Genomic DNA, 26,003 nt, shown 5'->3' on the forward strand with positions numbered 1-26,003 from the left:
TATCCTTCTCAGCCGGTACAGTGCACGTGCAGCAGAAAATCCCTTCGTTTGCCGATCTTGCAGAAATAAGCGCGTGGCTTCGGGAGCGCAGCGCCAAGCCTCAGCATGAAAGGCTTGTCTACAGGGCGTGGCTGCGCCGTGCGGCCTGGCCCGATCCCGGAGCCGGAAAGCTGCCGCGGACGCTGTGCGCCGGCCTGCCTTTCTTGCGCGAAGAGCTGGCCGCGCTGGCTGTTCCCGGTCTGCGGCGCGAAGGCGGGGACGGCGTTTCCAGCAAAATGCTTCTTCGTCTGTCCGACGGACGCACGGTGGAAAGCGTCGTGCTCCCTAAAAACGCTGTCTGCGTCTCCACTCAGGTTGGCTGCGCCGTGGGATGCGCATTCTGCATGACGGGCAGGGGAGGGCTGATCCGCCAGCTGGGCAGCGCAGAAATTGTGGCTCAGGTCGCGGCGGCCAGGGAGATCAATCCGGCAATTCGGAAAGTAGACTTTATGGGCATGGGCGAGCCGGCGCATAACCTGCGGGCCGTGATGGAAGCCGTCCAGTTTCTGGGAACTTACGGGGATTTCGGCCACAAGAGCCTGATGATCTCCAGCTCGGGCAGCCGCAGGCTTTTCCAGCATCTGATGGCTCTGTCGCGCCAGGCCGTCAAGCCCGCCCTGGCCTTATCCCTGCACTCGACCCGGGACGAGCTCAGGAGCGCCCTGATGCCGCATGCCGACAAAATGACGGTGCAGGATCTGGTGGCTGCGGCAGAGGCCTATTCCCGCATGGCCCGCACGCCCGTCCAGTACGAGTGGGTTCTGCTCCAGGGCGTCAACGACGGGGCGCTGGAGGCCGACGGGCTCATCGCGCTGCTGGCTGGACGCAACGCGATGGTCAACGTGATCCCTGTCAATGAGGTGAGCGGTTCGCCCTTCAAAAGGCCGCCGAAAGAAGCCTGCCTAGGTTTTGTGCGGAGGCTGCGGGAGGCGGGGATAGTCGCCACGATCAGGCAGAGTGCGGCGCAGGACGTTCTGGGCGGCTGCGGCCAGCTCCGCTCGAGGTTTATTGAGGGCGCTGCTGGTTCTGCAGCTCGTAGAGCTTCAGATACTTCAGCATGACGTAAAAGAAATGCGTGCAGCACACGTACGAGCCTATGGCACCGTCCAGAAAGCCCGCTCTTAGGCAGAACATCTTGAAGAAGCCGGCCATGCTGTGACCCAGAATTCCGCCCAGCGAGGTTCTGACCCCGTTTTTGTACGCTTCCTGGGCCCACAGCGTCGTGTAAAGGCCGAGCTTTCTTTCCCAGTCGTCCCAATTGGAATAGGTGTAATGCTCCATGAAGCCCCGGAGAGTCTGAACGGGCAGGGGGCAGCGCGGGTGCTCATGGACCTTGCGTTCCCATTTGACCGAGAGACGGGGGAAAAGCCGCATGACATGGTCGGGTTTGAGCACGCCGTGGCGGAAGACAATTCCGAAGGCGACGCTGCGCCTTTCGATCCTGCACTGGCAGGAGGCACCGGAGCGAATGACTTCGAGCACGGCGGAGGCGAGCTCGGGCGTGATCCGCTCATCGGCGTCGAGATAAAAGACCCAGTCGGCCTGCGTCTGCTGCAGAGCGAAGTTCCTTTGGGCGGAGAAGTCATCGTCCCAGGCCCGGAAAGCAGTGCGCGCGCCGTGCTCCCTGGCAATCCGGACGGTTGCGTCCGTGCTTCCGCTGTCAATCACGACGATTTCGTCGGTGATGAGCTTTGCGCTGTCGACTGCGGCCGCAATGTTTTTTTCTTCGTTCTTGGTGAGGATAAGGACGGCCAGGGAATTCATTTTGTTCTCTTTTGAACGGAGCTCTGAAGCATTATAGGGGCAGGGACAGCTCGCCCTCCTGCAGCGTGCAGATGACCGGCGCATGGTCGGAGGGTTGAGGCAGGGCCCTGAATGACCTGTCGATCACGACCTGCGACACCTCAGGAACCAGCGGCTGCGACACGAGTATGTGGTCTATCCTCAGCCCCTGGTTCTTGAGAAAGGCGCTGTGGCGGTAATCCCACCAGCTCCAGGATCCTTCTGGCTGCTGCGCCAGCCTGAAGGCATCCTTCAGACCCGTCGCAAGCAGGGAGGCGAAAGCGTCCCTTTCGCCCTCGGAGACGAGGATGTGGCCCTTCCAGCCCTCAGGGTCCCAGACGTCCCGGTCCTCTGGCGCGATGTTCATGTCGCCCGCAAGAACCAGGCGCGGATGGGACTTGAGCTCATCGGCGAGAAAATTCTGCAGGGCGGCGAGCCACTCTATCTTGTACAGGTATTTTTTGCTTCCGGGGGCCGTCCCGTTGGGAAAATAGGCGCTGAAGAACCTCACCGGCCCGCAGCCTTCCTTTGAAAGAGTGACGCCGATGAGGCGCTTTTGCTCGTCGGGGTATCCGGGAATCCCGCGCACCGGATCGCTGGCGCGGGTCGTGTCTCGGCGAACAAGGACAGCCACGCCGTTGTAGGTTTTCTGCCCTGAGAAAAAGCAGCCGTAGCCGGCCTTCTCAAAGGCCTCCTCGGGGAAAAAATCGTCCTGCAGCTTGGTCTCCTGCAGGCCGAGCGCGTCGCATTTCGTCTTCTCCAGGAAGGCGAGCACCTGTTCAAGGCGGACCTTGAGGGAGTTGACGTTCCAGGTCGCGATTTTCATTTGTCTGCCATCCCGCTTAAGCGCAGGAGCGCGTCGGGAGTCGGACGGCGGCCCCTGAAAGCGATGAAGCTTTCCATCGCGGGGCGCGAGCCTCCTCTTGAAAGGACCTCGTCAAGCCATCTGCGGCCGATCTCGGGCGAGACCACGCCATGCTCTTCAAACATGGAGAAGGCGTCGGCGGACAGAACCTCTGCCCACTTGTAGCTGTAGTAGCCGGCGGCATACCCGCCCGCGAAAATATGCGAGAAGCTCATCGGGAACCGGTTCTCGGGAATGACCGGAATCACGCACACCTCCCGGCGCACCTTCTCCAGCAGCTGCATGAAGTCGTCTTTCTCCGGGTCGAACTCGGAATGAAGCAGCATGTCAAACAGCGCGAACTCCAGCTGGCGCACCATCGCCATGCCCGATTCAAAATTCTTGGCGGCGATCATTTTGTCGAACAGCGCACGCGGCAGAGGCTGCCCGGTGACGTCATGCCGGGAAATGGACTGTATGACGGACCAGTCCCAGCAGAAGTTTTCCATGAACTGAGAGGGCATTTCCACCGCGTCCCACTCGACGCCGGAAATTCCGGAGACCGCCGCTTCGTCGACCCTCGTGAGCATGTGGTGCAGGCCGTGGCCGAATTCATGAAACAGCGTCTGGACTTCATCGTGAGTCATGGTGGCGGGGCGCCCTGCAGCGGGTTTGGTGAAGTTGCAGACCTGATAGGCGATCGGCGTTTCAAGTCTGCCCTTGTACAGGCGCCGGGTACGATCCCCGTCCATCCATGCGCCGCCGCGCTTTGAGGCGCGCGCATACAGATCGAAGTAAAACTGCGCGAGCAGCTGCCCCCTGGAGTCCTCGATTCGGAAGAAGCGGACGTCAGGATCCCAGACGCTCGCCTTGTCTTCCCGGATGTGTATCCCGTACAGCTTCTCGACCATCTTGAAGAGACCGGAGAAGACAGCGTCCTGCGTGAAGTAATGCTTCACTTCCTCGTCGGAGTAATCGTATTTGGCCTGGCGCAGCTTCTCCGAAGCATAGGCGATGTCCCAGGGCTCCAGATTCGCGATGCCGAGGCTTTCTTTTGCAAAGCTTCTCAGCTCTTCAATATCCCTCAGTGCGTAGGGGCGGCTCTTTTCATTCAGATCCCGCAGGAAGCGGATGACCTGCTGGGGAGTGTCGGCCATCTTTGTGGCGAGCGAGAGCTCGGCATAGTTGCCGAACCCGAGCAGCCCGGCTTCTTTCTTCCTCAGCTTCAGGATCTCGCGGATCACCGGAGTGTTGTCGAACTGCACAGGCCCCAGCTCTGAAGCGCGCGTCGTGAAGGCCCGGTAGACTTCCTCGCGCAGCCGGCGGTCCCTTGCGTACTGCATCAGGGGAAGGTAGGAGGGAAACTGCAGCGTGATCCGGTAGCCCGTCTTGCCCTTCTGGGCAGCTGAGGCCTGGTAAAGGGCGAGCGTATCGGAGGGAATGCCCTCCAGGCGGGTGGCGTCCGGGAGGACTTTTTCCCAGGCGTTGGTGGCGTCCAGGAGGTTTTCGGAAAACTTCTGGGACAGCGTGGACAGGCGCTCCTCGAGCGCTTTCACCTCGAGCCTTTTGCCGGGCGGCAGGGCAGCGCCGGCGAGCCGGAAGTCCCGCAGCTCGTCGTTCACGATTTTCCGGCGGACCGGGGGCATGGAGGCAAAGGCCTCGCTGTCCCTGATGGCCTTGAACTTCTCGAAAAGTTTTTCATTCTGGGAAAGGGAAACCCAGAAATTCGTGACAACGGGCAGCATCTCGTTGAAGACTTTTCTGAGGGCTTCGCTGTCGTTGACGGACATCAGGTGCCCCACGGCGCCCCACGCGCGCGACAGCCGCAGTGTGGAAGTGAGCAGCGTCTCTTCCACCGCGTCGAAGTCGGCGGGCGTGTCTTCGGAGGTGACCTGCGCCAGGGTGCCTTCGGCTTCATGAAGGAGCTGCGTGATCGCCGGTTTCACATGCTCGGGCGTAATGGCTTTCCAGTCGAGAAGTCCGTCGAGCTGAAGAAGGGGATTTTTTTCCATTGTTGTTCCTGTTTTTGAAATGCGGCTGCTGCGGCTGTAAATAAAAAAGGCTTCCAGCGGCGCTAGGCGGCGCATGGAAGCCTTTTGAGAGTAACCGCGCAAGGTGCTTTTATTTTAGCCGCGCGGCGAATCGGGCTGAGGCCGCCTCAACCGTATTCGCCAGAAGCATGGCGATCGTCATGGGGCCGACGCCTCCGGGGACCGGGGTGATGTAAGAGGCTTTATCAGCAGCCGATGCCGTGTCCACGTCGCCGCAGAGCCGGCCGTTCTCGTCGCGGTTCATGCCGACGTCGATCACGACGGCTCCCTCCTTGACATAGGAAGCATCGATTATTTTTGCCCGCCCGACCGCCGCGACCAGAATGTCAGCCTCCCGGCAGAGAGCCCTCAGATCAGCCGTGTGGCTGTGGGCGATGGAGACTGTGGCGTTTTTTTCCAAAAGCATCAGCGCCATCGGTTTGCCGACGATGTTGCTGCGGCCCACCACGACAGCCCGTTTTCCCTCGCAGGAAACGCCGCTTGCCTCAAGCATTTTCATAATGCCGAAGGGGGTGCAGGGGCGAAGGCCGGGGCGGCCCACAAGCAGCCGGCCGGCGTTAACCACATGGAAGCCGTCGACGTCCTTGTCGGCCGAGATGGCGTCTATCACTTTGAGGCTGGAAATATGCCGCGGCAGCGGCAGCTGCACGAGGATGCCGTCGACGTCCGGATCCTTGTTCAGGGCGTCGATGATGCCGAGCAGCTCCGCTTCGCTGGTGTTCTCCGGTAGCCTCTTCTCTATGGACCGGATGCCGGTATCTGCGCAGGCCCGCACCTTGTTTCTCACATAGACCTGGCTGGCCTGGTTGCTGCCCACGAGCACTACGGCCAGGCTGGGTTCATGCCCCTGTTGCTTTAAAGCTTCCACCCGGGGCTTGAGCTGGCTGCGGATTCGGGCGGCAATGGCCTTTCCATCGATAATTTGCGCTGTCATAGGAAGACGGGAATTCAATGCGAAAAATTATTTCTGTGTGCCGTCGAGAAACTTGGCAGGCTGAGAGGTATCCATGACCACCCGCATCAGATCGGCCACGGTTCCAGAGTTCGTTTTGTCCATGATGCTTGCGCGATGGGCTTCCACTGTTTTGATGGAGATGCCCAGATCATCGGCAATCTGCTTGTTGAGCCTGCCGGCCACGATGCGTTCGAGGACCTGCTGTTCGCGCGGCGTGAGCTTTGCCAGCAGGGCCTCGTTGAGGCTCTGGCGCTCGTTTTTCATGCGGCGCTCCCGTGCTTCGGCAAGCATGTGCTCCACCTGAGCCTTCAGCGCCGCCTGCTGGAAAGGCTTCTCAATGAAGTCCACGGCCCCTTTTTTCAGAGCCCGCACAGCCATGGGCACGTCGCCATGTCCGGTGATGAAGATGATGGGGAGATCGGCTTTCCGCGCCAGCAGATGCTCCTGGACTTCCAGGCCGCTCATGCCGGGCATCCGCACATCGAGCACCAGCACGGCGATGGCATTGGGATCGTATTTGGCGATGAACGATTCCCCGCTGTCGTAGAGCTCGACCTTGTAGTCATTCGCTTCCAGCAGCCAGCGAAGCGAGTCGCGGATCGCATCGTCATCATCCACGACATAAACGGTGCCTTTCGTGTCCTGGGTAGATGCGCTCGAAAAAACTGTCATCTTGCTGTCCTCAATGCTTCAGGCGAGGGGCCTGAAATTTATTCTTCAGTTTCTTCCGGGGTTGAGCCGGAAGAATTCAAATGCCTTTCCCCCGGTGCGGTGCGTAAGCCGCGCCCGTCCGGTGTGCTCCCCTGGACCGGCCGGTTTCCGATCGTCGGGCTGAAACGGCACATGGAAAATACTACTACAAGAAACCTCGTTTCACCTTTTGCCGGGAAGGGCTTGCCGCGCCAGGGGTGCGGCCGGTGCGCCTTCTGCAGGTTTATGAGCCGGAGTCGTTTTCAGGCTTCGTCGGAAGCGTGAACTTAAAGACTGCACCTCCGCCGGGATTGTCCTCTACCTTCAGGGTTCCCCCGTGCATTTCAGCGATTGAGCGGCAGATGTTCAGGCCGATCCCCATGCCTTCGGATTTGGTCGAGAAGAAGGGTTCGAAAAGCTTTTCCTTCGTCTCGGGCGAAATGCCGGGTCCGTGATCCGCTACTTCGAAAAGCACCTGCTGGGGCGAGGCCCTTGAAATGCGGAGCGTGATCGTATGGTCTTTGCAGGGTTCTGCGGCTTCCATGCCGTTTTTCAGAAGATTGAGCAGCACCTGCTCCACCATTACGGAGTCGCAGACGACGTCAGGAAGATGTTCCTCAATGTCCGTCCGGATGGTGGCGTGGCGCTTCTTCGCCTGAATCAGGGCAAGTTCCATGGTCTCCTCAACCAGCCTGGACACAGAGACGGCCTGCATTTCAGGCGCTGTCCGCTTGGCAAATGAGCGGATGCGCTTGATGATGGACGCGGCGCGCTCCGCCTGCCGGGAAATTTTGGCGAAAGCCTCGGTGCAGTTTTCCACGGTGAGTTTATTCATCTGCACCAGAGTGAGCGCAGCAGAGGCGTAGTTTGTGATCGCGCCCAGAGGCTGGTTCAGCTCATGGGCCAGGGAGCTCGCCATTTCTCCCATGGTCATCAGGCGAGAAGAAAGCTCAGCTTTCTTTTCCTGCTGGGCCATCAGCTCTTCGTTTTTCTTTTTCTCAGTGATGTCAGTCGCGATCTGGAGTTTGGCGGATTCGCCGTCCGTCCACAGGAGCTCCCTTTCCCTCACCTCGAACCACTGGCCGGTAGAGTCAAGCAGCACGGTTCCAAAGCGGGTTTCTCCCGGAGAAGACTGCGGCGGCAGGGCCTGAAGCAAAGCAAGATGCGGGCCGGGGTTCGTGCCCCAGAGCGCGCTGTAAGTCGGATTGGCGTAGAGAAGCTGGTCGGTGCCTGAGCGGTTCCCGAGCACGCTGACGGCAGAGTCGATGGAGTCGAGCACTTTGGTGATCCGCTCGCGGTTGCGCGCCAACTCATCGGCTATTTTTTTCGCCTCTGTGATGTCCGACACCATTTCTAGCCAGCCGATCTGCTGTCCCTTCTCGTCGATGAGAGAGGTGATGGTGATGGACGCGTCAAACTTCGTGCCGTCGCTTCTGCGCGCCGTCGTGTTGAAATGGAAACCGCTGGGGCTGTCGGCTTTCCCCGAGCCTAGTTTGAGCTTCAGCCATTCAGGCGCCTCGGGGCTCGTGCCGATTAAGTCTTTTTCAGGTGTCCTGAACAGCTGCGTATAGGCCTTGTTGACATAAAAGACCCTTCCCTCCCTGTCGGTCACCTTCAGGCCCGAGGCGATGCTCTCTGAAATGGCGCTTCGGATGGCGGACTCGGTAATCAGCCGGCGGGACGTGCGGCGCTGTCTCAGCTGAAAGGTGATCAGGCCGAGAAATGCCACCAGGAGCGCGGCGCCCAGTCCCAGGATGGCTACGGTCGAGGCGTCCCGCGTAAAGAGCAGGGGCCTGTTGTAAGGCGCAACCGACAGGGTGACGGCGGGCGGCAGAGGCGGCAGGTGCAGCGAAAAGGGCGCCGTCGTCCCCTGTTTTTCAGGAGCGGAGGCGAGGATGCTCTTGCCGTTCAAGTCGAGCGAGAGATAGGCGCTGTTTGCAAGTGAGCTTGGGACGAGCTGGTGCATCAGGGCCGGCAGTGAGATTCTCGCAATGATGATGTTTGACTTGACGGCGGCCGGGACCACAAGGTCGATATAGGAGGTCTTGCCGTTTTCTATGAAGTACGGCGTGGAAAAAAGCGCCGTTCCGCTGGCTCTGGCTTTTGCGAGGGTGTCAAGCGTGTCGGGATTGGAAAGCGTGAGCCCCGGCGGAAGGCTGAGAGCCTCGAAAGCGTAATTGGAGGCAAAGGACATCACGGAAAGCCCCTGGCCGTTCAGGATGCTCAGCTCAACGATTTCCGGCCTGGAGTTCAGCAGCCGCTTGGCGATGGCGGGGGTGTTGCTTGAATTGATCCAGTCCGATCTGTGCTGGAAGCCAAAAGAAAATCGGGATACGGCTTCCCGGGTTGTGGACAGGCGCGCGTCAACGGTCTCTGCCAGCAGCTCGGCGGACTGGACAACGGCGCGCCGCTCCGTCGTCTTGTACATCTGGGACACATACATGGCCGAGACGATAAAAACGGCCAGTATGATGCCGAGGGCGAGCCATGTGGCATAAAAGCTGAAGTTATTGGTTGAGATTTCACCGGGCTTGGACAGCCCTGTGTAAGTTTTTTTTCTGAAAGCCTGAAAAATTCTGAAGCTGCTTTTTTCCATTTTCGGGGGTAGTCCAAACAAGCCGGGCAGGGAAAGTGTAAGTCGAAAAAATGCCGGCATGGGGAAAGATAAATAAAATGAAGCTCGCCGGCAGCGCAAGGCCGGTCCGTTGCTTTTTTCGACGGAAGACCCACGTTAACAGCAGGGACAAATCCCATGAACCAGAATGAACAGAAAAAAGCGGCGGCGGAAAGAGCCGTCGCCTACGTAGAGGAAGGCCAGGTACTCGGGGTGGGTACGGGTTCGACGGTTGATTTCTTCATTGATGCCCTGGCCGGGGCGGGACTCCGGATACCAGCCTGCGTTTCCAGCTCCGAGCGTTCCTCGAAGCGTCTTCAGGAACGCGGGTTCCGGATCCTGGATCCCAATGAAATTGACGGCATAGGGGTCTATGTCGACGGCGCCGATGAGATTGATCCCGGCTTCAACATGATCAAAGGCGGCGGCGGAGCGCTCACCCGGGAGAAGATTCTCGCGTCCATGGCGAAAAAGTATGTCTGCATTGCCGACGGCAGCAAGGCGGTGCGGATCCTGGGGCACTTCCCCTTGCCGGTCGAAGTGATTCCGATGGCGGTGCATGCGGTGGCCCGCCGGCTTGAGGCAATGGGCGGCAGACCCGTTCTGAGGGACTTTACAACGGACAACGGCTGCAAAATTCTGGACGTGCACGGCCTGTTCATTCAGGATCCGGCAGGCCTCGAAAGGGAAATGAACCAGATCCCGGGCGTTGTCACGGTGGGTCTTTTCGCGCAAAGGAAAGCGGACGTTCTCCTGCTCGGGACGGATGAAGGAGTGGTGGAAAGCACCCGGGCTTCGGCCTGAGGAGAGGCCGCGGACAGCGCAGAAAAAACGGCCGGGCGGCGCGCGCTTTTTTATCCTCTGGCCTTTTGCACGGGCTGCGGCCGAGGAAGACGCCGTCCGGGCGGCCTGTTTATTTATCCTCTGTTTTGGGGACGTAGTTGGGAACTTCCGAGGGATCAATCCCATCCCCGAAAAAATACTTGTCGCACTGGTTCAGCAGGTGCTTCCTTACATTGGGATCGGCGAGATTCAGCTGATATTCGTTGACCATCATGGTCTGCAGCTGCTGCCAGTTCTTCCAGGCTTCCTTCGAAACGTTCAGCCAGATCTTTTTCCCCAGTTCGCCGGGGATCGGGGGGTAGTCCAGTCCTTCGGCCTCTTTTCCCAGCTTGATGCATTTCACCATATGGGTCATGACGAATTCCTCTCTGTGAGATGGCTGAAGCTCTCAGCCGTTTATGGTCAATCTAGCATTTATACCTTTTTTGTGAGCCGGCGGTGAGAAGACGAGCCTGAAGGGGCCGAGGCGGAAATCATTTTTTATAATGGCCGCAGCCAAAGTAACGTCACTCCCTCCCCTCTTTCTATGTCTTTGAAAAATTCAAGCAGCAGCCTTTCCGATCTGGGCAGGCTGCTCGGCAGCCTTCAGCAGGGAAAAAATACGGCTGGTTCCGGAGCTTCAGCGAATCAGCCCGTCGATCCCCTGCATCCGTTTACCGCCAGAAAAAAGCGCAGGGCGGCGCCAGCCGTCCCTTCGCAGGATTTTCAGGCGTTGCCGCGAAAGTCCCTGCAGGAGCCTGCCGCCCGAAAGACTGAAAAAAGCGGTTCCCGGCGTTTTGCGGTGCTTCCGGGAAGGGCCGTGCCTGCGGCAGCTAAAAAAACGCCGGAGCCGCGGCCTTCTGCCCGCGCAGTCCGCCAAACAGAAAGGAGCAAAAAAGACAGCGGCGGCCCCGCCGCGGCGGAGAGAAGACAGCCCGCGGAGGGCGGTGAGAAGCAAAGTGAGCAGCGCTCAGGCGAGCTCCTGGATTTGGCGCCGTCCCTGGCTCTTTTGAGCAGGGGAAAGCGGCAGGAAACCGGGAAAAGCGCGCCAGGAAAGGGAAAACGCCCCCCGGCTTCGGGCAGGCGTCCCGCTGCACCTGAAAAGAAGGACAGCCCTGGCGCCGAGATGGCCAGGACGCCGGTCGGCCCGGTAGAGCTGGCCCCGGGGCTGCCGGTTTCTCAGCGGGGAGAGGAAATCGTCCGCGCCATAAAGGAGAATCAGGTTCTTATTGTTGCGGGCGAAACCGGGTCGGGGAAAACAACCCAGCTGCCCAAGCTGTGCCTGATGGCCGGACGCGGGCGGACCGGCTTGATCGGCCATACCCAGCCCCGGCGTATCGCGGCCAGTTCCGTTGCCCGGCGAATTGCTGAGGAGCTTCACACAGAGCTTGGCACGGTCGTGGGCTACAAGGTCCGCTTTACGGATCACACCAGCCCCGGGGCCACGATCAAGCTGATGACGGACGGCATTCTTCTTGCTGAGACGCAGTCCGATCCCCTCCTGCGCCGCTATGACACTCTCATTATTGACGAGGCGCACGAGCGCTCCATCAACATTGACTTCCTTCTGGGGTATTTGAAGAGAATTCTGCCCAGGCGCCCGGACCTCAAGCTCATTATTACGTCGGCCACCATTGATACGGAAAGATTTGCGCGTCATTTCGGTGTGGATGACGAGCATCCTGCTCCTGTTATTCATGTTTCGGGCCGGACCTATCCGGTGGAGATCCGCTATCGCCCCATTGAAGAAGATGACAGCGGCGATGACCATAATCTGATGACGGCCATTTCCTCTGCTGCCGATGAACTCGAGATGACGGGCAGGGGCGATATTTTGGTTTTTCTGCCGGGAGAGCGGGAAATCAGGGAGGCGGCCGACGAGCTGAGAAAGTCGCATCCGGCCGGGAAGCTGGAAATTCTTCCCCTTTACGCCAGGCTGCCGGCCGAAGACCAGGAAAAAATTTTCAAATCCGGAAAAGGACTCAGGAGGGTGGTGCTCGCGACCAACGTGGCGGAAACTTCCATCACGGTACCCGGCATCCGGTTCGTCATCGACTCCGGGCTCGCAAGGGTCAAGCGCTATTCCTATCGAAACAAGGTCGAGCAGCTGCTGATCGAGCCGGTTTCAAAGGCCTCGGCCAACCAGCGCAGCGGCCGCTGCGGGCGCGTGGCAGACGGTGTTTGCATCCGCCTGTACAGCGAGGAGGACTTTAACCGGAGGCCTGCCTACACCGATCCGGAAATCATGCGCAGCAACCTCGCGGCGGTCATCCTGCGGATGAAATCCCTGGGGCTCGGGGATGTCAGGGAGTTCCCTTTTGTCCAGTCTCCCACAGCGAAGGCTATCGCAGACGGCTATGCCATTTTGAACGAATTGAACTGTGTGGACGAGCAGGGCGACCTGACCCGAATCGGGCGCATGCTGGCGAAGCTGCCCGTGGATCCGAAGCTCTCCAGAATTCTTTTCGCGGCTTCGGAATCCGGCGCCCTGGCCGAGGTGCTGATCATCGCGGCCGGCCTTTCGGTGCAGGACCCCCGCGAGAGGCCTCCGGAGCATGCCGCTGCGGCCGACGAGGCCCATAAAAAATTGTCGGATCCCCGCAGCGACTTCCTGTCCTACCTGAAGTTATGGAATTTTGTGAGCCAGGCCTTCAGAAACAAGGAATCGAACCGGAAGTTCGAGGACTTAATGAAAAGAAACTTCCTGTCGCCGCGGAAACTGCGGGAATGGAAGGATGTCATCCGCCAGCTGCTTGAGATGGTCAGAGAGATTGGCTGGAGGCTTAACACGGCGCCCGCCACGTTTGAAGAGATTCATCGGTCGCTTCTATCAGGTCTGCTCGGCTCGATTGGGATGAGAAGAGTTGATTCAGACTTCAGGGCTCCTCCCTACGCCGGAGCCCGGGGGATCAGGTTCTGGATCTGGCCAGGCTCTCCGAGGGCAAAGAAGTGCGGTGAGTGGATCGTCGCATCGGAGATTGTCGAGACATCAAAGCTCTATGCGCGCTGCGTGGCGGATGTGAATCCCCTGTGGATTGAACAGGCCGCGGCTCACATTCTGAAGAAAAGCTGGGCGGAGCCGCACTGGGAAAAGAAAAGAGGGGAGGTTGTCGCCCTGGAGCGCGGAACCGTGTACGGGCTTCCTGTCTATTCGGGCAGGAAGGTTTCCTTTGCCAGACATGATCCGGCGGCGGCAAGGGAAATTTTCATAAGAGAAGCCCTGGTGGCCGGCGATTTCGATTCTCAGGCTCCTTTCTACAGGCACAACGCGGCCCTCATAAAGGAAATTCAGGACATTGAGCAGAAAAGCCGCCGTCCTGACATACTCGTGGACGACGAGGACATTTATTCTTTCTATGACGAGAAGCTGGGGCCGGAGGTGTGCAGCGCGGCCACGCTCGAGAAGTGGCGGAAGGAAAAGGAACCGGAGAATCCCAAAATCCTGTGGCTTTCCCGCGACGAGCTGATGCAGAGAACCGAGCACGGCGTCACCCTCGATCTCTATCCCAAGACCATTGAAATGTCCGGGATTGTCATGTCGCTCAATTATTACTTTGATCCCGGCAGCCCTCGCGACGGCGTGACGCTCACGGTTCCTCTTTATGCGTTGAACCAGGTCGACGAGGTCAGGTGCGAGTGGCTCGTCCCGGGAATGCTGAAGGAAAAAATTCACTGCCTGGTCAAAAGCCTTCCGCCGAGAATGAGGCGCAGCTGCGTCCCGATAGCGGACTACGCGGACAGCTTTTTTAAGAGGCATTCGGACAGCGGCAGCCAGAACGCCCATCTTCTGGATGTCCTGATCAGCGATCTGAGGAAGGAAAAAAGCGTTCTGGCCGAAAGGTCCGACTTCAAGATGGAACAAATTCCTCCTCATCTGAGGATGAATTTCAAAGTCGTCGATGAGCATGGCCGGCAGCTGGGGATGAGCCGCAGTCTTGCGGAACTGCGGGCTGAGCTCGGGGTGCAGGCGAGGAAAGACTTCCAGCATATCGCGGATAAGGACGCAGATGCCGTCAGTGAGCTCGAGGATTCTCTGACAACCTGGTCTTTCGATGAGCTGCCGGAACTGATGGAGATTCACCGCAAAGGCCAGACTCTTATCGGGATCCCCGCTCTGGTGGATCACGGCGATAACGTTTCAATCGAGGTATTTGACGATCCAGTCCAGGCGGCCAGAACGCATCGTGCGGGGCTGAGGAAGCTGTTTAGGCTGCAGCTGAAGGAGCAGATCCGCTTCATCGACAAAAGCCTGCGGGGGCTGCAGAACGTCATGCTCCAGGCGGCCTCCGTCCCGCCGATAGGCAGGAATTTTGAAAGCTTCGATGATTTGAAAACACAGCTGATCGACGGCGCGCTGGAGCGTACGGCCCTGTCCGAGCCTCTGCCTAAGAATCGCGGAGAATTCTTCCGCAGGCTTGAAGATACCCGCGGAAGGCTTTCGCTTATTGCGCAGGATCTGGCTCGAACGATAGCGGACATCGTGGGCAAGGGAGCACAGATCACAAAGAAGCTGAATGCCTATAAAAATCAAAAGCAGCTTTTGGAAGACGTTAACAATCAGTTGACTCGTCTGTTCCCCAAGAACTTCATTGTCAATATCCCCTCAAAGTCCTTCTCAAATTATCCGAGGTATCTGGAAGCAATTTCTTGGAGGCTTGAAAAATATAGAGATTCTCCAGAGGCTGATATGGAGAAAATGAGGAATATCCAAAAACTGGAGGTTCCGTTTTTAAGGAAGCTAGCCGAATTAAAAGGACAGAAAGATCCCCGCATGGAGGAATTCAGATGGCTGCTGGAGGAACTGCGCGTTTCACTGTTTGCGCAGAAGCTGCGCACGCCGATGCCGGTGTCGATTAAACGGTTACAAAAAATATGGGAAACGATCAAGTATTAAGCTGGTGCAATCAATAACATATTGAAATATATGAAATTGAAGTTGTAGATTCTGACGATTGAAAATAATGGATCCGCGGTTTTTGAGTCAGCTGCAAATTGCAGACATACCTTGAAGAAGGTATTATCGATTCATACTGAGTTAGTTTCGCTGGATTCAGCTGGTAACCGGCGTTTTTTGATTGAAAAAACGGCCAGAGACGTTAAGAGGCAAAGATTTTCATGCCCTGCTCGTTGAAAAAAGTATTTCTGGGGGTTCTTCTGAGTTGCTTCGCCTTAACGGCAACTCAGTCGGCCAGCGCTCGAGCCGAGCGCGGGCAGCGCGTGGAATCGGCAGGTCAGAAGGCCAAGGCCCCTAAGAGAGTCGCAGTTCAGAAAAAGAAGGCGAAGGCCCCGTCGGCTTCACAGAGACGACGCGGGGCGGCGGAAGCGGCGCCTAAAATAAAAGCGCCCAAGGGAGCCAAAAAGTCCCGAAAAACCCGCAGTGCAGCTTCTTCCGGCGTTGTCAAAACCTCCCTTAACCGTGCGCCTGAATCGACCGCGAGCCAGATACCTGCAGATCAGTTTGTCGCCCAGAATCTTCGCTCCAAGCCTTCCTCTTCCGGAAAGCTGATGCTCGACGCAGCCTGTGCCTTCATGCTGAATCAGGACAACGGCAGGATCCTGTTTGAGAAAAACGCAGACTCCCAGCTTCCCGTGGCCTCTCTGACGAAGCTGATGTCGGCGCTTGTGATCATGAGATCCAACCTGTCCATGAGCGAGCCGGAGACTGTCCAGAAGGAAGATTACTATCTCCCTTCATCATCTTTCTCGCGGCTCCGCATCGGCATGACCCTGTCGCGGTCAGATCTGCTGCATGTGGCATTAACCGGTTCGGACAACAGGGCGATTCACACTCTTGCTCGCACGTTTCCCGGCGGGATGAACGCCTTTGTTCAGAAAATGAACGACACGGCCAGGGAACTCGGTCTGAAGAACACCTCCTTTGAAGAACCTACAGGCCTGTCGGTCCATAACCGCTCTACAGCGAGGGAAATCGCCCGGATAGCAGCGGAAGCCTACCGTTATCCCACCATCAGGGAATATTCGACAACCCCGAATATTGAACTTCCGACCCAGGCGGGCATTATTCACGTCAGATCCACCAACCGCCTGATCCGAGAAGGCAGGGATTGGAATATCGGGCTGCAGAAAACCGGCTATACCGGCGCCGCCGGGCATTGCATGGTGCTGCAGTCTCAGGTGGATGGCAATCGCGTGCTGATGGTTGTCCTCAACTCAACCAGCAACAACGCCCGCATCAATGATGTGAAAAAGCTTAGAAGCTGGTATGAGCAGCAGCTGGGCGTCAAGATGGGGGCCGCCAGGCTGCCCTACAATCTGATGTAGGCCTAAAAATATCAAGTCAGACAAAGGCGCACTGCTCTAAAAAGCGATGCGCCTTTTTTTGCGTGCGTGAGGCGCTTTTTCTTCCTGACTTTTACCTAAAAAGCCGTCCTCAACAAGGATAAATATCAATACAAACATAAATTTGTGAGGCGTTGATGTTTATCAAGCTTTGTCGTAATTATGTAGTTAGATTAGTGTTAATCATGATATGATGTAAATGTCTGACAGGAGCTTTCCCATGGCCATCTCCGTTTCAATCAAGAAGTTCAAGGGTGTGGAATACGTTTACATTTGCGAAAGCTTCCGAGACCCGCTTACCCGCAAACCCACCAGCCGTGTGCTGGCCAGCTACGGGAACAAAAAGAAGCTGCTTGAAAAAGACCCGGACGCCATGGAGAAGATCCAGAAACACGCCGAGCAGCTCAGGGCGGATTCTTCGCTGTACAGCCAGACGATCCAGGAAACAGTATTGTCGCGGGTCGCTGCGCCAAGCGCGGCAGACCGGCGGCCCGACTGCAGGACCTGTACGCCGGCACCCTACAGGCTTCTGTGGGAGCAGCTGGGAATTTCAAATTATTTTCAGAACTATCGTCACAACTACCGGATCGGCTGGGACGTGGACAAGACGATTTTCTTTTCTGTCGTTTCACGGCTGATCGCCCCTTCCTCGAAGCGCTCCTCCTGGCTCAACAAGGAAAGATTCGTCTTCGACTTCAGCGACCTGCGCCTCGATCAGATTTACGACAGCCTGGACATTTTGGCCGACCGCAAGGAAGCTATCATCAAAAAGCTCAATGACGGCATTGGGCGGCTCTACAAGCGCGACCTGACAATTGCGCTTTATGACGTGACCACACTGTATTTCGAGAGTTTTATTGAAGACGGCCTGCGCCGCCGGGGGATGAGCAAGGAGCATCGGACCCAGGAGACCCAGGTGGTGCTGGGGCTTCTGGTGGATGCAGACGGCATTCCGTTCAATTACGAAATCTTCCCCGGAAACACAGCCGAAGTTCACACCCTGATGGAGGTCGTGAAGAAATTCAGCCGGGATTACGGAGTCCAGAATGTCACGGTGGTTGCTGACAGCGGGCTGAACCAGTACATCAATCTCGAGGCGCTGCAGGAATCCAATTTCAACTTCATTGTGGGCTTCCCTCCCTACATCAAGCTGTCTGTGTCGGACCAGCAGAAATTACTGGACTGCGACGGCTGGCACTGGAGTTCCAGTCCGGATGACCCTCGGTGGGGAATCAAGGAAATGCCTTTGTCCATTGAGCGCACGGTCGTGGACAAAAGCACCGGCCAGCGAAGACCGGTCAGCCTCAAGGCCACCTGCATAGCCACCTATTCCGCCAAACGCTTTGAACACGACAGCCAGGAGCTTGAACTCAAGTGGCAGCGTGCTTCCGACCTTGTGGCAAGAGGCCCCGCCGCTGTGAAAGCGGCGGGGCGAAGCGGCTACAAAGCTTTTATCAAGCCGGGGACCACTAAAGTTGAGCTGAACTCAGCCCTTTACGACAAACGCCGCAAGTGGTGTGGATACATGGCGCTGCTCACCAATCTTGATTTGCAGAAGCACAAGCCCGCCGAAATCTACGGCCTTCTGCGGCAGCTCTGGCGCATTGAGAACAACTTTCGGATGCTCAAGACCGATCTTAGGGCCAGACCTGTGTTCGTTTGGACAGACCAGCATATCCGTGGGCATTTCGTCCTCAACTACATCGGCCTGGTTCTCCAGCGGCTTTTAATGAAGAAGCTGCGCGAGTCCGGTCTTGATGTTTCAGGCGCGGAACTCATTCGGGCGCTGGAATCAATGAAGATCAGCAGGCTGAAGGGGCTGAAGAAGGCTCAGTCTTTCCTCTACTGCTGCAGCAATGAGAACGCGGAGTCGCTCAGCGTCAGGAATGAAAAAGGAGATCTTCTCTCTTTACAGGAACTTTGCGACAAGATCCTTAACGCCTGCGGGATCGAGCCTCTGAAAGACCTTGAGACGGCTGAAAGCATCCGCAGGAAATTCCATTCTCGCCTGCCTATGGCTTAAAAATTTACCTACATCGCTGGATAGTTTTAAAAACAGCCGAAAGCCTTGAGTACCAGGCTTCCGCACAAGGTTTGATAAAGAAATCACGGAAAAGTCAGGACAACGCCCGCATCAATGATGTGAAAAAGCTTAGAAGCTGGTATGAGCAGCAGCTGGGCGTCAAGATGGGGGCCGCCAGGCTGCCCTACAATCTGATGTAGGCCTAAAAATATCAAGTCAGACAAAGGCGCACTGCTCTAAAAAGCGATGCGCCTTTTTTTGCGTGCGTGAGGCGCTTTTTCTTCGCGGCTGCACGAACTGGTTCCAAGGTCCGGCGAGCTTCCTCAGGCGGACTCGCCGGACCCGCTTTGGGTCAGCGGCTCTTTTTATCCAGAGCTTCTGCGACGATTTCAGCAATATCCTTGATCACTGTTCCTTCGTCCTTCCTCTGCGATTTGGCAGTGCCCAGCATCGACATACAGAAAGGACAGGCCGTGGCGATGCGTGCCGCCTTCGTGGCTTTCAGCTCATCGAAGCGAATGACATTTATTCTCTGAGTTCTGCTCCCGTCGAACCAGAACTGTCCGCCGCCTGCGCCGCAGCACAGCGAAGAAAGCCCCATGTTTTCAGGCTCGCGCAGATCTGGTACAAAAGTCCGAAGCGCCGAGCGCGGGGACTGAGCAATCCCATTGTAGCGGGCCAAGTAACAAGGATCGTGATAAACGGTTGAAACCTCATCAGGGGACAGAGCCGGGAGCAGCTTTTTGGAAATTAACTCCAAAATAAAATCCGCATGGCTGATGACCTGGAACTTGCCGCCGTCGAACTGTGGATACTCATGGGCCAGCGTATTGAAGCAATGCGGGCAGGCGCAGAGTATGCGGTCAAAGCTGTAGCGCTTGAAATTTTCGATGTTTTCCGCGGCTGCGGTCTGAAACAGATACTCTTCCCCCAGACGCCTTGCAAAATCGGCATGGCATCTTTCCTCCGGCATGACGCCGAAGGAGACGCCGGCAGCCTTTAGGATTTTGACCATGGCCCGAGCAATTTTCTGGGCTCTTCTGTCATAAGAGGCGGCGCAGCCGACCCAATACAACACATCGACGTGCCTGCCTTCTTCCAGCAGGGGAACATCCAGGCCGGAAGCCCAGTCCAGCCTGGAGCCGGGATCAAGACCCCAGGGATTTCCCACCGTGGCGACATTCTGCAGGGTTTTTGCAACCCCCGGAGGGAATTTCCCTTCCTCAAGTGCGTAGTGGGTCCGCATCTGGACGACGAGATCCGGAATGTCAATGCGGGAAGGACAGGCGTTCAGGCAGGCCCCGCAGGTGCTGCAGGACCAAAGCTCCTGTTCAGAGATTACGCCGGAAAGGTCCTGTGTTTCCTTCTGCCTGCCGGCGCGCTGCAGCTTCAGCACGAACTCTTTGGGATTCAAAGGAGTTTCCATTTTGACCGCGGGGCACACCGCAGTGCATCTTGCGCATTCAGTGCAGGCTTCGAAGTCCAGCCGGTTTTTCCAGGACATTTGGTCGAACTTAGAAATGCCAAAGGATTCCTGCTCCTCGATCTTTTCAATATTGGGAACGGCTCCAAGAGGCTCCAGCTTCTGTTCAAAAATGTTCCACGGCGCCTTAAAGATGTGGGAGTAAAAGGTGGCGGGAATTGCTGCGATGAACACGAGGGCGCTCAAGCCGTGGATCCACCACAGCAGCGCGTGCGCTGTTGTAAGGCTCGGGGCGGAAAGGCTGGAAAATAATCCGGCCAGCAGACAGCCTACGGGGGACCAGCCTGCCCATTCCGGTTTCTGCGCAGCCAGGCGAAGCGCCTCAATAAAAAAGCCGGTGATGATGATGAAGGCAAGGGATCCGATCAACGCGGCAAAGCGTGGCGAAGCCTCCAGCGACGGGCCTTTTTTTATCCATCGGCTGTAAGCTGCGTAACCGAGGCCGATAAGTGCAGCCACGCCGGCGCAGTCGAGGATGAGTTTATAGAAAAGATAAAAATCACCTTTTAGGAAGCGGACGCCAAAGAGAGTTCTTGTCACATCCCAGTCCAGCGTAGCCGCAGCAGTCCCAAAAAATAGGAAAATGAACCCCCAGAAAATCGCGAAATGCGCTTTCCCCGAAGCCGTTCTCATAATGCGTGTCTGTAGAAAACATTCGTTCCACAAACGACGGAGCCTTTCGCGAGGGTCCTCTTTGAGTGCCTTGGGCTTGCCGGAAAGAATGGCTCTGACTGATTTGACCGTTCCCCATGCGCAAAAGAGTACGGCGAGGATCCCGAGGATATAGATCAGGATCTGGCCTTCTACGGGGATGTTCCAGAATGTCGGGCGAAATGGAGTGGGGTTCATACGAAAATTTTTGAAAAGACTTATTCCGATTTAATGCGAAGGTAATTTCTGCGGCCTCTTCCGTCGGGAATGGACAGAACAAGGCAGGGAGCGCCGTAATCCCAGACTATCGGCTTGAATTTGATCACAGGAGCCGGCAACCGCCAGTTTCTGGCAAGCGTCACGTGGGCCCTGAAAGGGGTTTTATCATAACCAATGCGGATATTGGCGAGTTCTTTGCGCACCTGGCCGGCCAGGGCGCTCAGGGATGAATCGGTCTCACCCAGCCAAAGGATTCCGGATTTTGGAAAGACGCCCATGCGGTCCAGCACGAAGCGGGAGCCTGGAAATGAACCTGTCCTGAGCATCAGCAGAATTTTCCTGCGGTCTTCCTGACTGATGTTGCCCAGAAAGGCAAGCGTCATATGAAGCTTGTTTGCCGGGGTGAGCCTGAATTTTCCGTTTGGCTGCAGACACTCGATTTGTTTTGATACTTTATAGATTTTTCTCCGGGTCTCTTCTTCTGGACAAAGGGCAATAAAAGCCCTCAGCGGTTCTTCTATTGCCAATATTTCGCTCCAGGACACGGCTGATTGATCTAATGATCGCAGCGCTGCCGACGCCAATCGGCGATTGCATTTGCCGCATCGCATATCAGTTGCGGGCCGGAATAAATGAAACCTGTGTAAAGCTGGACCAGACTGGCTCCGGCCTCCATTTTTGCTACGGCGTCTTCGGCGCTCATGACGCCCCCGGAGGCGATGATGGGCAGTGCTCCCTTAAGATGCTCCGATAGAATTCTGACGACTTCCGTCGAGCGTTCAAACAGGGGCTTTCCGGACAGCCCGCCGACCATGGTGCTGTTAGGCAGCCCTTCGATGCCCCTTCTTGAGATGGTCGTATTGGTTGCTGTGACGGCGTCCATTCCGTACTTCACGAACTGGTCGGCGGCCCGGCGGATGGAGTCAGTGTCCAGGTCTGGGCTGATTTTCACAGTAATGGGAACTTTCCTTCCCTGTTGATCCGCCAGCTCCTTTCTTTTCTCAGAGATTCCTTTCAGCAGGGGATCCAGCTCGTTTTCATCCTGGAGCTTTGTCAGGCCGGGCGTATTAGGGCAGGAAATGTCTATGGCCAGGTAATCTGCTTTTGGATACATTTTTTCCATGCATTCCTGATAATCACCCAGAGCGCCTTCCAAAGGAGTGGAATTTTGTTTCCCGATATTGATGCCGAGAATGCCGCCTCTTAACTTGAACGCATCAGCACTTTTTAAATTCTTCAAAGCTTCAAGTGCGCCGCAGTTATTGAACCCCATGTGGTTGATGATTCCCTTGGCGGGTATCACTCTCCAGCAACGGGGTTTTTCATTTCCCGGCTGCGGCCTCGGCGTGATGGTGCCAATTTCGATATGACCGAAGCCGAGTCCTCCCAGCGCTTGAACGTGCGAGCCCGTTTTGTCCATCCCTGCGGCAAGGCCTATGGAATTCGGGAATCTCAGCCCCATGACCGTGACAGGCGAGTCATTTGGCAGTTTTGCCACCAAGCGGGTTAGCCCGAAGGCAACAGCCCAATCAATGTTGTGCATTATTACAGCGTGAGCTGTTTCAGGAGACATGCGGAAAAGCACGGATCGAGCGATGTCGTAGAGCATGGTTTTTCTGTTTTGAATTGGAAGGAATGCTGTTATTTTAAAGAGTTCGGAACCGCAGTTTTAAATAGCCGGTCGGCCCTGTCTGCAGCGTCGGAAATAGCCTCCCGGCATTCATCAAGGGGCTGCCATTTGTCCTCCCAGTAGACTTCAAAGGGACGAAACTGGCTTTTATAGCTCATGCCGGGATTCCTGACCTGCCACGCTCCAAGATAAAGTCTCGCTTCTGCGCCGAGCTTTTTGGTGAACTCTATTTCATTCAGTATTGAAAAAGTTCCCAGGCTCCTGTGGGCTTCTTCGGGTGAATAAAAGGTATAAACGGCGGAAATACCGCGTGGGAGGACATCCATAAGGGAGACAAGAACCAGACGGCCTTTCATGCGGTACTCAACCGCAAAGGTGTCCACGTTTGAGAACAAAAGCGCTTCTTCAAATTCCTTTTCCCCGAACCGAACCATCGGGGAACCCGGGTGGCGGATGGCTTCGTAGTGCGTATAAAGCCTATAGGTTTCTTCCGACATGGCGCTGGCGGCAGGAATGACGCTTCGGGTCAGATCCTGGTTTCGGTTCCATAATTTCTGCTGGGTTCTGCTGCGGCGGAAGCGATGGACATCCACCCTGCCCTGGACGCAGCTGAGGCAGTAGCGACAGCGGGTTTGGTACAGCAGGCTGCCCTGGCGGCGGTATCCGTGCCGGATCATCTCGTCGTAAAAAAGAACCGGGTCGTGCTGGATATTCTGTGCGAATGCGAAAGTGGCGAGCCTTCTGTCATGGAAGTAGTCGCACGCGAATTCCAAAGAAGAAAATTCGCGGAATTTAAAAACGCGAGGCTTCAGATTTGGGCCGCAAGGGGGTGAATTGTTTGTTTCCATAAAGCCAGTCAACCTTTGCGGGATAAAAAGAGCTCGTCCGGGACCGTCTTCTCGCTGGACAGATGGTCATTGTCCAGGAAAATGATGTGGTGCGTGCCAAGGCTGCCTTTTCTGCGGTCTTCAAAAAAAATCCGAAGCGTTTCCCTGATTGTGCCGAAGGCAAGATCAGCCCAGGGGATTCCCTTTTCAGTGAACAGCCGGCATTCCATGGTTTCCTCTCCTGGGCAGAATTCCGGGGATGCCATGCTGGCCAAATAAAAAAAATGGATTTGATTTGCAAAAGGGACGTCCATGACGGTGCAGAGCTTTCCGAGCCTAACCCGGATGCCGGCTTCTTCCAGGGTTTCTCTAAGCGCTCCCTGGGCGGTTGATTCGCCTATCTCCTGATACCCGCCAGGCAGCGTCCAGTAGCCTCGGCGCGGGCTGATGTTGCGGCGGCACAGCAAAACTCTGTCTTCCCAGACGGGAAGGGTCCCGCAAACCGGCAGGGGATTGGAGTAGCTGATGAAGCCGCAGCGCGGGCAGACCTGACGAACCCTGACATCGCCGGCGGGGACCTTGCTGGCCATAAGATGACCGCAGCGGCTGCAGTATTGTGGTGTGAAGTCTGGGTTGCTCATATTTTTTTTCACTCGTTCTTGACAAACAGAATTTTATTCGTACAATAGTGACCCGTCAGATGTTTGGTTACCGCGGGGTGGAGCAGCCCGGTAGCTCGTCGGGCTCATAACCCGAAGGTCGTAGGTTCAAATCCTACCCCCGCAACCATTTGATCTGGAGGCCGCCATAGAAGTTGGGCGGTTTTATTTTTCCCTGCGTTTGAGGGGGAGAAATAAAAAAAGTTCGAATTGCTTGACAAAAAGAAATTAAGTCTGTAATATTCGAACTCCGCCGTTTTGAACGGCAGTGATCTTTAAAAACTGAACAACGAACCGATAAGCGTGGGCATCTGGTTTTTGAGAGCCTCAGGGATTCCTTCGGGAGTTCCGCTCAAAAGAAATCAGGTGCTCGAAGAAACGAATGGAAGATAGGAAGCTTCGAAAGAAGCTTTCGCATCACCAGTCGATGATTTTGAGCGCGACGCCCTGGAAACAGGGCAGCAGTAACAGCAGTGATTGAACTCAAGAGTTTGATCCTGGCTCAGATTGAACGCTGGCGGCATGCCTTACACATGCAAGTCGAACGGCAGCGGGGGAGCTTGCTCCTGCCGGCGAGTGGCGAACGGGTGAGTAATGTATCGGAACGTGTCCTGTTGTGGGGGATAACTGGTCGAAAGATCAGCTAATACCGCATAAGACCCGAGGGTGAAAGTGGGGGACCGCAAGGCCTCACGCGACAGGAGCGGCTGATATCTGATTAGCTGGTTGGTGGGGTAAAAGCTTACCAAGGCGACGATCAGTAGCTGGTCTGAGAGGACGACCAGCCACATTGGGACTGAGACACGGCCCAGACTCCTACGGGAGGCAGCAGTGGGGAATTTTGGACAATGGGGGCAACCCTGATCCAGCAATGCCGCGTGCGGGATGAAGGTCTTCGGATTGTAAACCGCTTTTGTCAGGGACGAAAAGGGACCGGTGAACAACCGGTTTTGATGACGGTACCTGAAGAATAAGCACCGGCTAACTACGTGCCAGCAGCCGCGGTAATACGCAGGGTGCAAGCGTTAATCGGAATTACTGGGCGTAAAGGGTGCGCAGGCGGCTGTGCAAGACAGATGTGAAATCCCCGGGCTTAACCTGGGAACTGCATTTGTGACTGCACGGCTGGAGTCTGTCAGAGGAGGGTGGAATTCCGCGTGTAGCAGTGAAATGCGTAGATATGCGGAAGAACACCGATGGCGAAGGCAGCCCTCTGGGACATGACTGACGCTCATGCACGAAAGCGTGGGGAGCAAACAGGATTAGATACCCTGGTAGTCCACGCCCTAAACGATGTCAGCTGATTGTTCGGAAAGCAATTTCTGGGTAACCAAGCCAACGCGTGAAGCTGACCGCCTGGGAAGTACGGTCGCAAGATTAAAACTCAAAGGAATTGACGGGGACCCGCACAAGCGGTGGATGATGTGGATTAATCCGACGCAACGCGTAAAACCTTACCTAGCCTTGACATGTCAGGAACCCGGATGAAAGTCCGGGGTGCCCGCAAGGGAGCCTGAACACAGGTGCTGCATGGCTGTCGTCAGCTCGTGTCGTGAGATGTTGGGTCAAGTCCCGCAACGAGCGCAACCCTTGTCATCAGTTGCTACGCAAGAGCACTCTGATGAGACCGCCGGTGACAAACCGGAGGAGGATGGGGATGACGTCAAGTCGTCATGGCCCTTACGGCTAGGGCCTCACACGTCATACAATGGTCGGAACAGAGGGCAGCTAAGCCAGGAGGCGGAGCAAATCCCAGAAAACCGATCGTAGTCCGGACTGCAGTCTGCAACTCGACTGCACGAAGTCGGAATCGCTAGTAATCGCGGATCAGCATGCCGCGGTGAATACGTTCCCGGGTCTTGTACACACCGCCCGTCACACCATGGGAGTGGGGTTCGCCAGAAGGCGTTTGTCCAACCGCAAGGAGGACGACGACCACGGTGGGTTCCATGACTGGGGTGAAGTCGTAACAAGGTAGCAGTACCGGAAGGTGCGGCTGGATCACCTCCTTTTAAGAGAGCAAGGCTTTCAGGAGTCAGAGCCCACGCTTATCGTTCGTTGTACAAAAACAGAACGCGAGAAGGACAGGCCGGGTCTGTAGCTCAGCTGGTTAGAGCATCGTCTTGATAAGGCGAGGGTCGATGGTTCGAATCCATCCAGACCCACCAAGGGCCGCCGGGGGCATAGCTCAGTTGGGAGAGCGCCTGGTTTGCAACCAGGAGGTCAACGGTTCGATCCCGTTTGTCTCCACCAGTTTTCCCCATCGGAAGGCAATGACCGCGGGATGATGTCTGAAAGGACGCTGCTGAAAAGAAGCGTTTTTTCAAACAAGATCCCTGCGAAGGGGTTCTGTTCAGTTCTTTAACAATTAGGAAGGAATGAGAAGTTTCAAACAGCTGGAGATTGATGAGGTT

General features: G+C 56.4%; 17 protein-coding genes, 3 tRNA genes and 1 rRNA gene. 9 read left to right on the forward strand and 12 right to left on the reverse strand.

Annotated features, from left to right (window positions below; genetic code table 11):
- Nucleotides 1–26: 26 nt before the first annotated feature.
- Nucleotides 27–1,100: a radical SAM protein gene (locus tag MUN46_RS04340; RefSeq protein ID WP_243376762.1), complete on the forward strand. Its 1,074-nt coding sequence runs from the start codon at nt 27–29 to the stop codon at nt 1,098–1,100.
- Here MUN46_RS04340 and MUN46_RS04345 read toward each other — a convergent pair.
- From MUN46_RS04345 to MUN46_RS04370, 6 genes are all read right to left on the reverse strand, one after another.
- Nucleotides 1,045–1,803 carry a glycosyltransferase family 2 protein gene (locus MUN46_RS04345; protein WP_243376761.1) on the reverse strand — a complete coding sequence of 253 codons (759 nt, stop codon included), beginning with the start codon at nt 1,801–1,803 and terminating at the stop codon, nt 1,045–1,047. The two genes, MUN46_RS04340 and MUN46_RS04345, sit on opposite strands and share 56 nt — an antisense overlap.
- A 31-nt stretch (nt 1,804–1,834) precedes the next feature.
- Nucleotides 1,835–2,647, reverse strand: coding sequence for an exodeoxyribonuclease III (gene xth, locus MUN46_RS04350; RefSeq protein ID WP_243376760.1), 813 nt, complete (start codon nt 2,645–2,647; stop codon nt 1,835–1,837).
- Nucleotides 2,644–4,677, reverse strand: coding sequence for a M3 family metallopeptidase (locus MUN46_RS04355; RefSeq protein WP_243376759.1), 2,034 nt, complete (start codon nt 4,675–4,677; stop codon nt 2,644–2,646). Before MUN46_RS04355 ends, xth begins: the two co-directional genes overlap by 4 nt.
- 109 nt (nt 4,678–4,786) lie before the next feature.
- Nucleotides 4,787–5,650 carry a bifunctional methylenetetrahydrofolate dehydrogenase/methenyltetrahydrofolate cyclohydrolase FolD gene (gene folD / locus MUN46_RS04360; protein WP_243376758.1) on the reverse strand — a complete coding sequence of 288 codons (864 nt, stop codon included), beginning with the start codon at nt 5,648–5,650 and terminating at the stop codon, nt 4,787–4,789.
- A 27-nt stretch (nt 5,651–5,677) separates the two neighbouring features.
- A complete protein-coding gene (locus MUN46_RS04365) occupies nt 5,678–6,343 on the reverse strand; it encodes a response regulator transcription factor (RefSeq protein ID WP_243376757.1) in 666 nt (221 codons plus the stop codon).
- A gap of 262 nt (nt 6,344–6,605) precedes the next feature.
- Nucleotides 6,606–8,957, reverse strand: a complete 2,352-nt coding sequence (locus MUN46_RS04370) for a PAS domain-containing sensor histidine kinase (protein WP_243376756.1) — start codon at nt 8,955–8,957, stop codon at nt 6,606–6,608.
- A 156-nt stretch (nt 8,958–9,113) separates the two neighbouring features.
- Here MUN46_RS04370 and rpiA point away from each other — a divergent pair, with 156 nt between their 5' ends.
- The gene (gene rpiA, locus MUN46_RS04375; RefSeq protein WP_243376755.1) at nt 9,114–9,779 is read left to right on the forward strand and encodes a ribose-5-phosphate isomerase RpiA; all 666 of its coding nucleotides are present in this window, start codon (nt 9,114–9,116) and stop codon (nt 9,777–9,779) included.
- Between the two features lie 109 nt (nt 9,780–9,888).
- On the opposite strand, the gene MUN46_RS04380 is transcribed toward rpiA, so the two are convergent.
- A complete protein-coding gene (locus MUN46_RS04380) occupies nt 9,889–10,173 on the reverse strand; it encodes an oxidative damage protection protein (protein WP_237979523.1) in 285 nt (94 codons plus the stop codon).
- A gap of 750 nt (nt 10,174–10,923) precedes the next feature.
- Here MUN46_RS04380 and hrpA point away from each other — a divergent pair.
- From hrpA to MUN46_RS04395, 3 genes are all read left to right on the forward strand, one after another.
- Nucleotides 10,924–14,691, forward strand: a complete 3,768-nt coding sequence (gene hrpA, locus MUN46_RS04385; protein WP_243376754.1) for an ATP-dependent RNA helicase HrpA — start codon at nt 10,924–10,926, stop codon at nt 14,689–14,691.
- 221 nt (nt 14,692–14,912) lie between these two features.
- A complete protein-coding gene (locus tag MUN46_RS04390) occupies nt 14,913–16,079 on the forward strand; it encodes a D-alanyl-D-alanine carboxypeptidase family protein (RefSeq protein ID WP_243376753.1) in 1,167 nt (388 codons plus the stop codon).
- A 238-nt stretch (nt 16,080–16,317) separates the two neighbouring features.
- A complete protein-coding gene (locus MUN46_RS04395; protein ID WP_285230561.1) occupies nt 16,318–18,120 on the forward strand; it encodes an IS1634 family transposase in 1,803 nt (600 codons plus the stop codon).
- Between the two features lie 352 nt (nt 18,121–18,472).
- Here MUN46_RS04395 and MUN46_RS04400 read toward each other — a convergent pair whose 3' ends face one another.
- Genes MUN46_RS04400 through MUN46_RS04420 form a run of 5 tightly spaced genes read right to left on the reverse strand, consistent with a single transcriptional unit; the run spans nt 18,473 to nt 23,571 of the window.
- Nucleotides 18,473–20,452 (reverse strand): (Fe-S)-binding protein, encoded by a 1,980-nt coding sequence (locus MUN46_RS04400; protein ID WP_243377751.1) that lies wholly within the window; start codon nt 20,450–20,452, stop codon nt 18,473–18,475.
- A gap of 20 nt (nt 20,453–20,472) precedes the next feature.
- Entirely contained in the window at nt 20,473–21,000 is a 528-nt protein-coding gene (gene thpR, locus MUN46_RS04405) for an RNA 2',3'-cyclic phosphodiesterase (protein WP_243377752.1), read from the reverse strand.
- A 29-nt stretch (nt 21,001–21,029) separates the two neighbouring features.
- A complete protein-coding gene (locus MUN46_RS04410) occupies nt 21,030–22,082 on the reverse strand; it encodes a quinone-dependent dihydroorotate dehydrogenase (RefSeq protein ID WP_243377753.1) in 1,053 nt (350 codons plus the stop codon).
- 32 nt (nt 22,083–22,114) lie between these two features.
- Nucleotides 22,115–22,951 (reverse strand): arginyltransferase, encoded by an 837-nt coding sequence (locus MUN46_RS04415; RefSeq protein ID WP_243377754.1) that lies wholly within the window; start codon nt 22,949–22,951, stop codon nt 22,115–22,117.
- An 8-nt stretch (nt 22,952–22,959) separates the two neighbouring features.
- Nucleotides 22,960–23,571, reverse strand: coding sequence for an NUDIX hydrolase (locus MUN46_RS04420; protein WP_281069906.1), 612 nt, complete (start codon nt 23,569–23,571; stop codon nt 22,960–22,962).
- Between the two features lie 71 nt (nt 23,572–23,642).
- Here MUN46_RS04420 and MUN46_RS04425 point away from each other — a divergent pair.
- From MUN46_RS04425 to MUN46_RS04440, 4 genes are all read left to right on the forward strand, one after another.
- A tRNA-Met gene (locus tag MUN46_RS04425) sits at nt 23,643–23,719 on the forward strand.
- A 349-nt stretch (nt 23,720–24,068) separates the two neighbouring features.
- A 16S ribosomal RNA gene (locus tag MUN46_RS04430) occupies nt 24,069–25,601 on the forward strand.
- A 79-nt stretch (nt 25,602–25,680) separates the two neighbouring features.
- Nucleotides 25,681–25,757: transfer RNA gene (locus MUN46_RS04435), tRNA-Ile, on the forward strand.
- A gap of 9 nt (nt 25,758–25,766) precedes the next feature.
- Nucleotides 25,767–25,842 (forward strand) — tRNA-Ala (locus MUN46_RS04440).
- The last annotated feature ends 161 nt before the right edge of the window (nt 25,843–26,003 follow it).

This window comes from Mesosutterella faecium (assembly GCF_022809315.2).
Classification (GTDB): Bacteria; Pseudomonadota; Gammaproteobacteria; order Burkholderiales; family Burkholderiaceae_F; genus Mesosutterella; species Mesosutterella faecium.

Coding starts and splice junctions, on each gene's coding strand:
- MUN46_RS04415 (WP_243377754.1), bottom strand. CDS start 22,951: ATGGAAACAAACAATTCACCCCCTTGCGGCCCAAATCTGAAGCCTCGC.
- folD (WP_243376758.1), bottom strand. CDS start 5,650: ATGACAGCGCAAATTATCGATGGAAAGGCCATTGCCGCCCGAATCCGC.
- MUN46_RS04395 (WP_285230561.1), top strand. CDS start 16,318: ATGGCCATCTCCGTTTCAATCAAGAAGTTCAAGGGTGTGGAATACGTT.
- MUN46_RS04365 (WP_243376757.1), bottom strand. CDS start 6,343: ATGACAGTTTTTTCGAGCGCATCTACCCAGGACACGAAAGGCACCGTT.
- MUN46_RS04420 (WP_281069906.1), bottom strand. CDS start 23,571: ATGAGCAACCCAGACTTCACACCACAATACTGCAGCCGCTGCGGTCAT.
- rpiA (WP_243376755.1), top strand. CDS start 9,114: ATGAACCAGAATGAACAGAAAAAAGCGGCGGCGGAAAGAGCCGTCGCC.
- hrpA (WP_243376754.1), top strand. CDS start 10,924: ATGGCCAGGACGCCGGTCGGCCCGGTAGAGCTGGCCCCGGGGCTGCCG.
- MUN46_RS04370 (WP_243376756.1), bottom strand. CDS start 8,957: ATGGAAAAAAGCAGCTTCAGAATTTTTCAGGCTTTCAGAAAAAAAACT.
- MUN46_RS04410 (WP_243377753.1), bottom strand. CDS start 22,082: ATGCTCTACGACATCGCTCGATCCGTGCTTTTCCGCATGTCTCCTGAA.
- MUN46_RS04400 (WP_243377751.1), bottom strand. CDS start 20,452: ATGAACCCCACTCCATTTCGCCCGACATTCTGGAACATCCCCGTAGAA.
- MUN46_RS04390 (WP_243376753.1), top strand. CDS start 14,913: ATGCCCTGCTCGTTGAAAAAAGTATTTCTGGGGGTTCTTCTGAGTTGC.
- MUN46_RS04345 (WP_243376761.1), bottom strand. CDS start 1,803: ATGAATTCCCTGGCCGTCCTTATCCTCACCAAGAACGAAGAAAAAAAC.
- xth (WP_243376760.1), bottom strand. CDS start 2,647: ATGAAAATCGCGACCTGGAACGTCAACTCCCTCAAGGTCCGCCTTGAA.
- MUN46_RS04355 (WP_243376759.1), bottom strand. CDS start 4,677: ATGGAAAAAAATCCCCTTCTTCAGCTCGACGGACTTCTCGACTGGAAA.
- MUN46_RS04380 (WP_237979523.1), bottom strand. CDS start 10,173: ATGACCCATATGGTGAAATGCATCAAGCTGGGAAAAGAGGCCGAAGGA.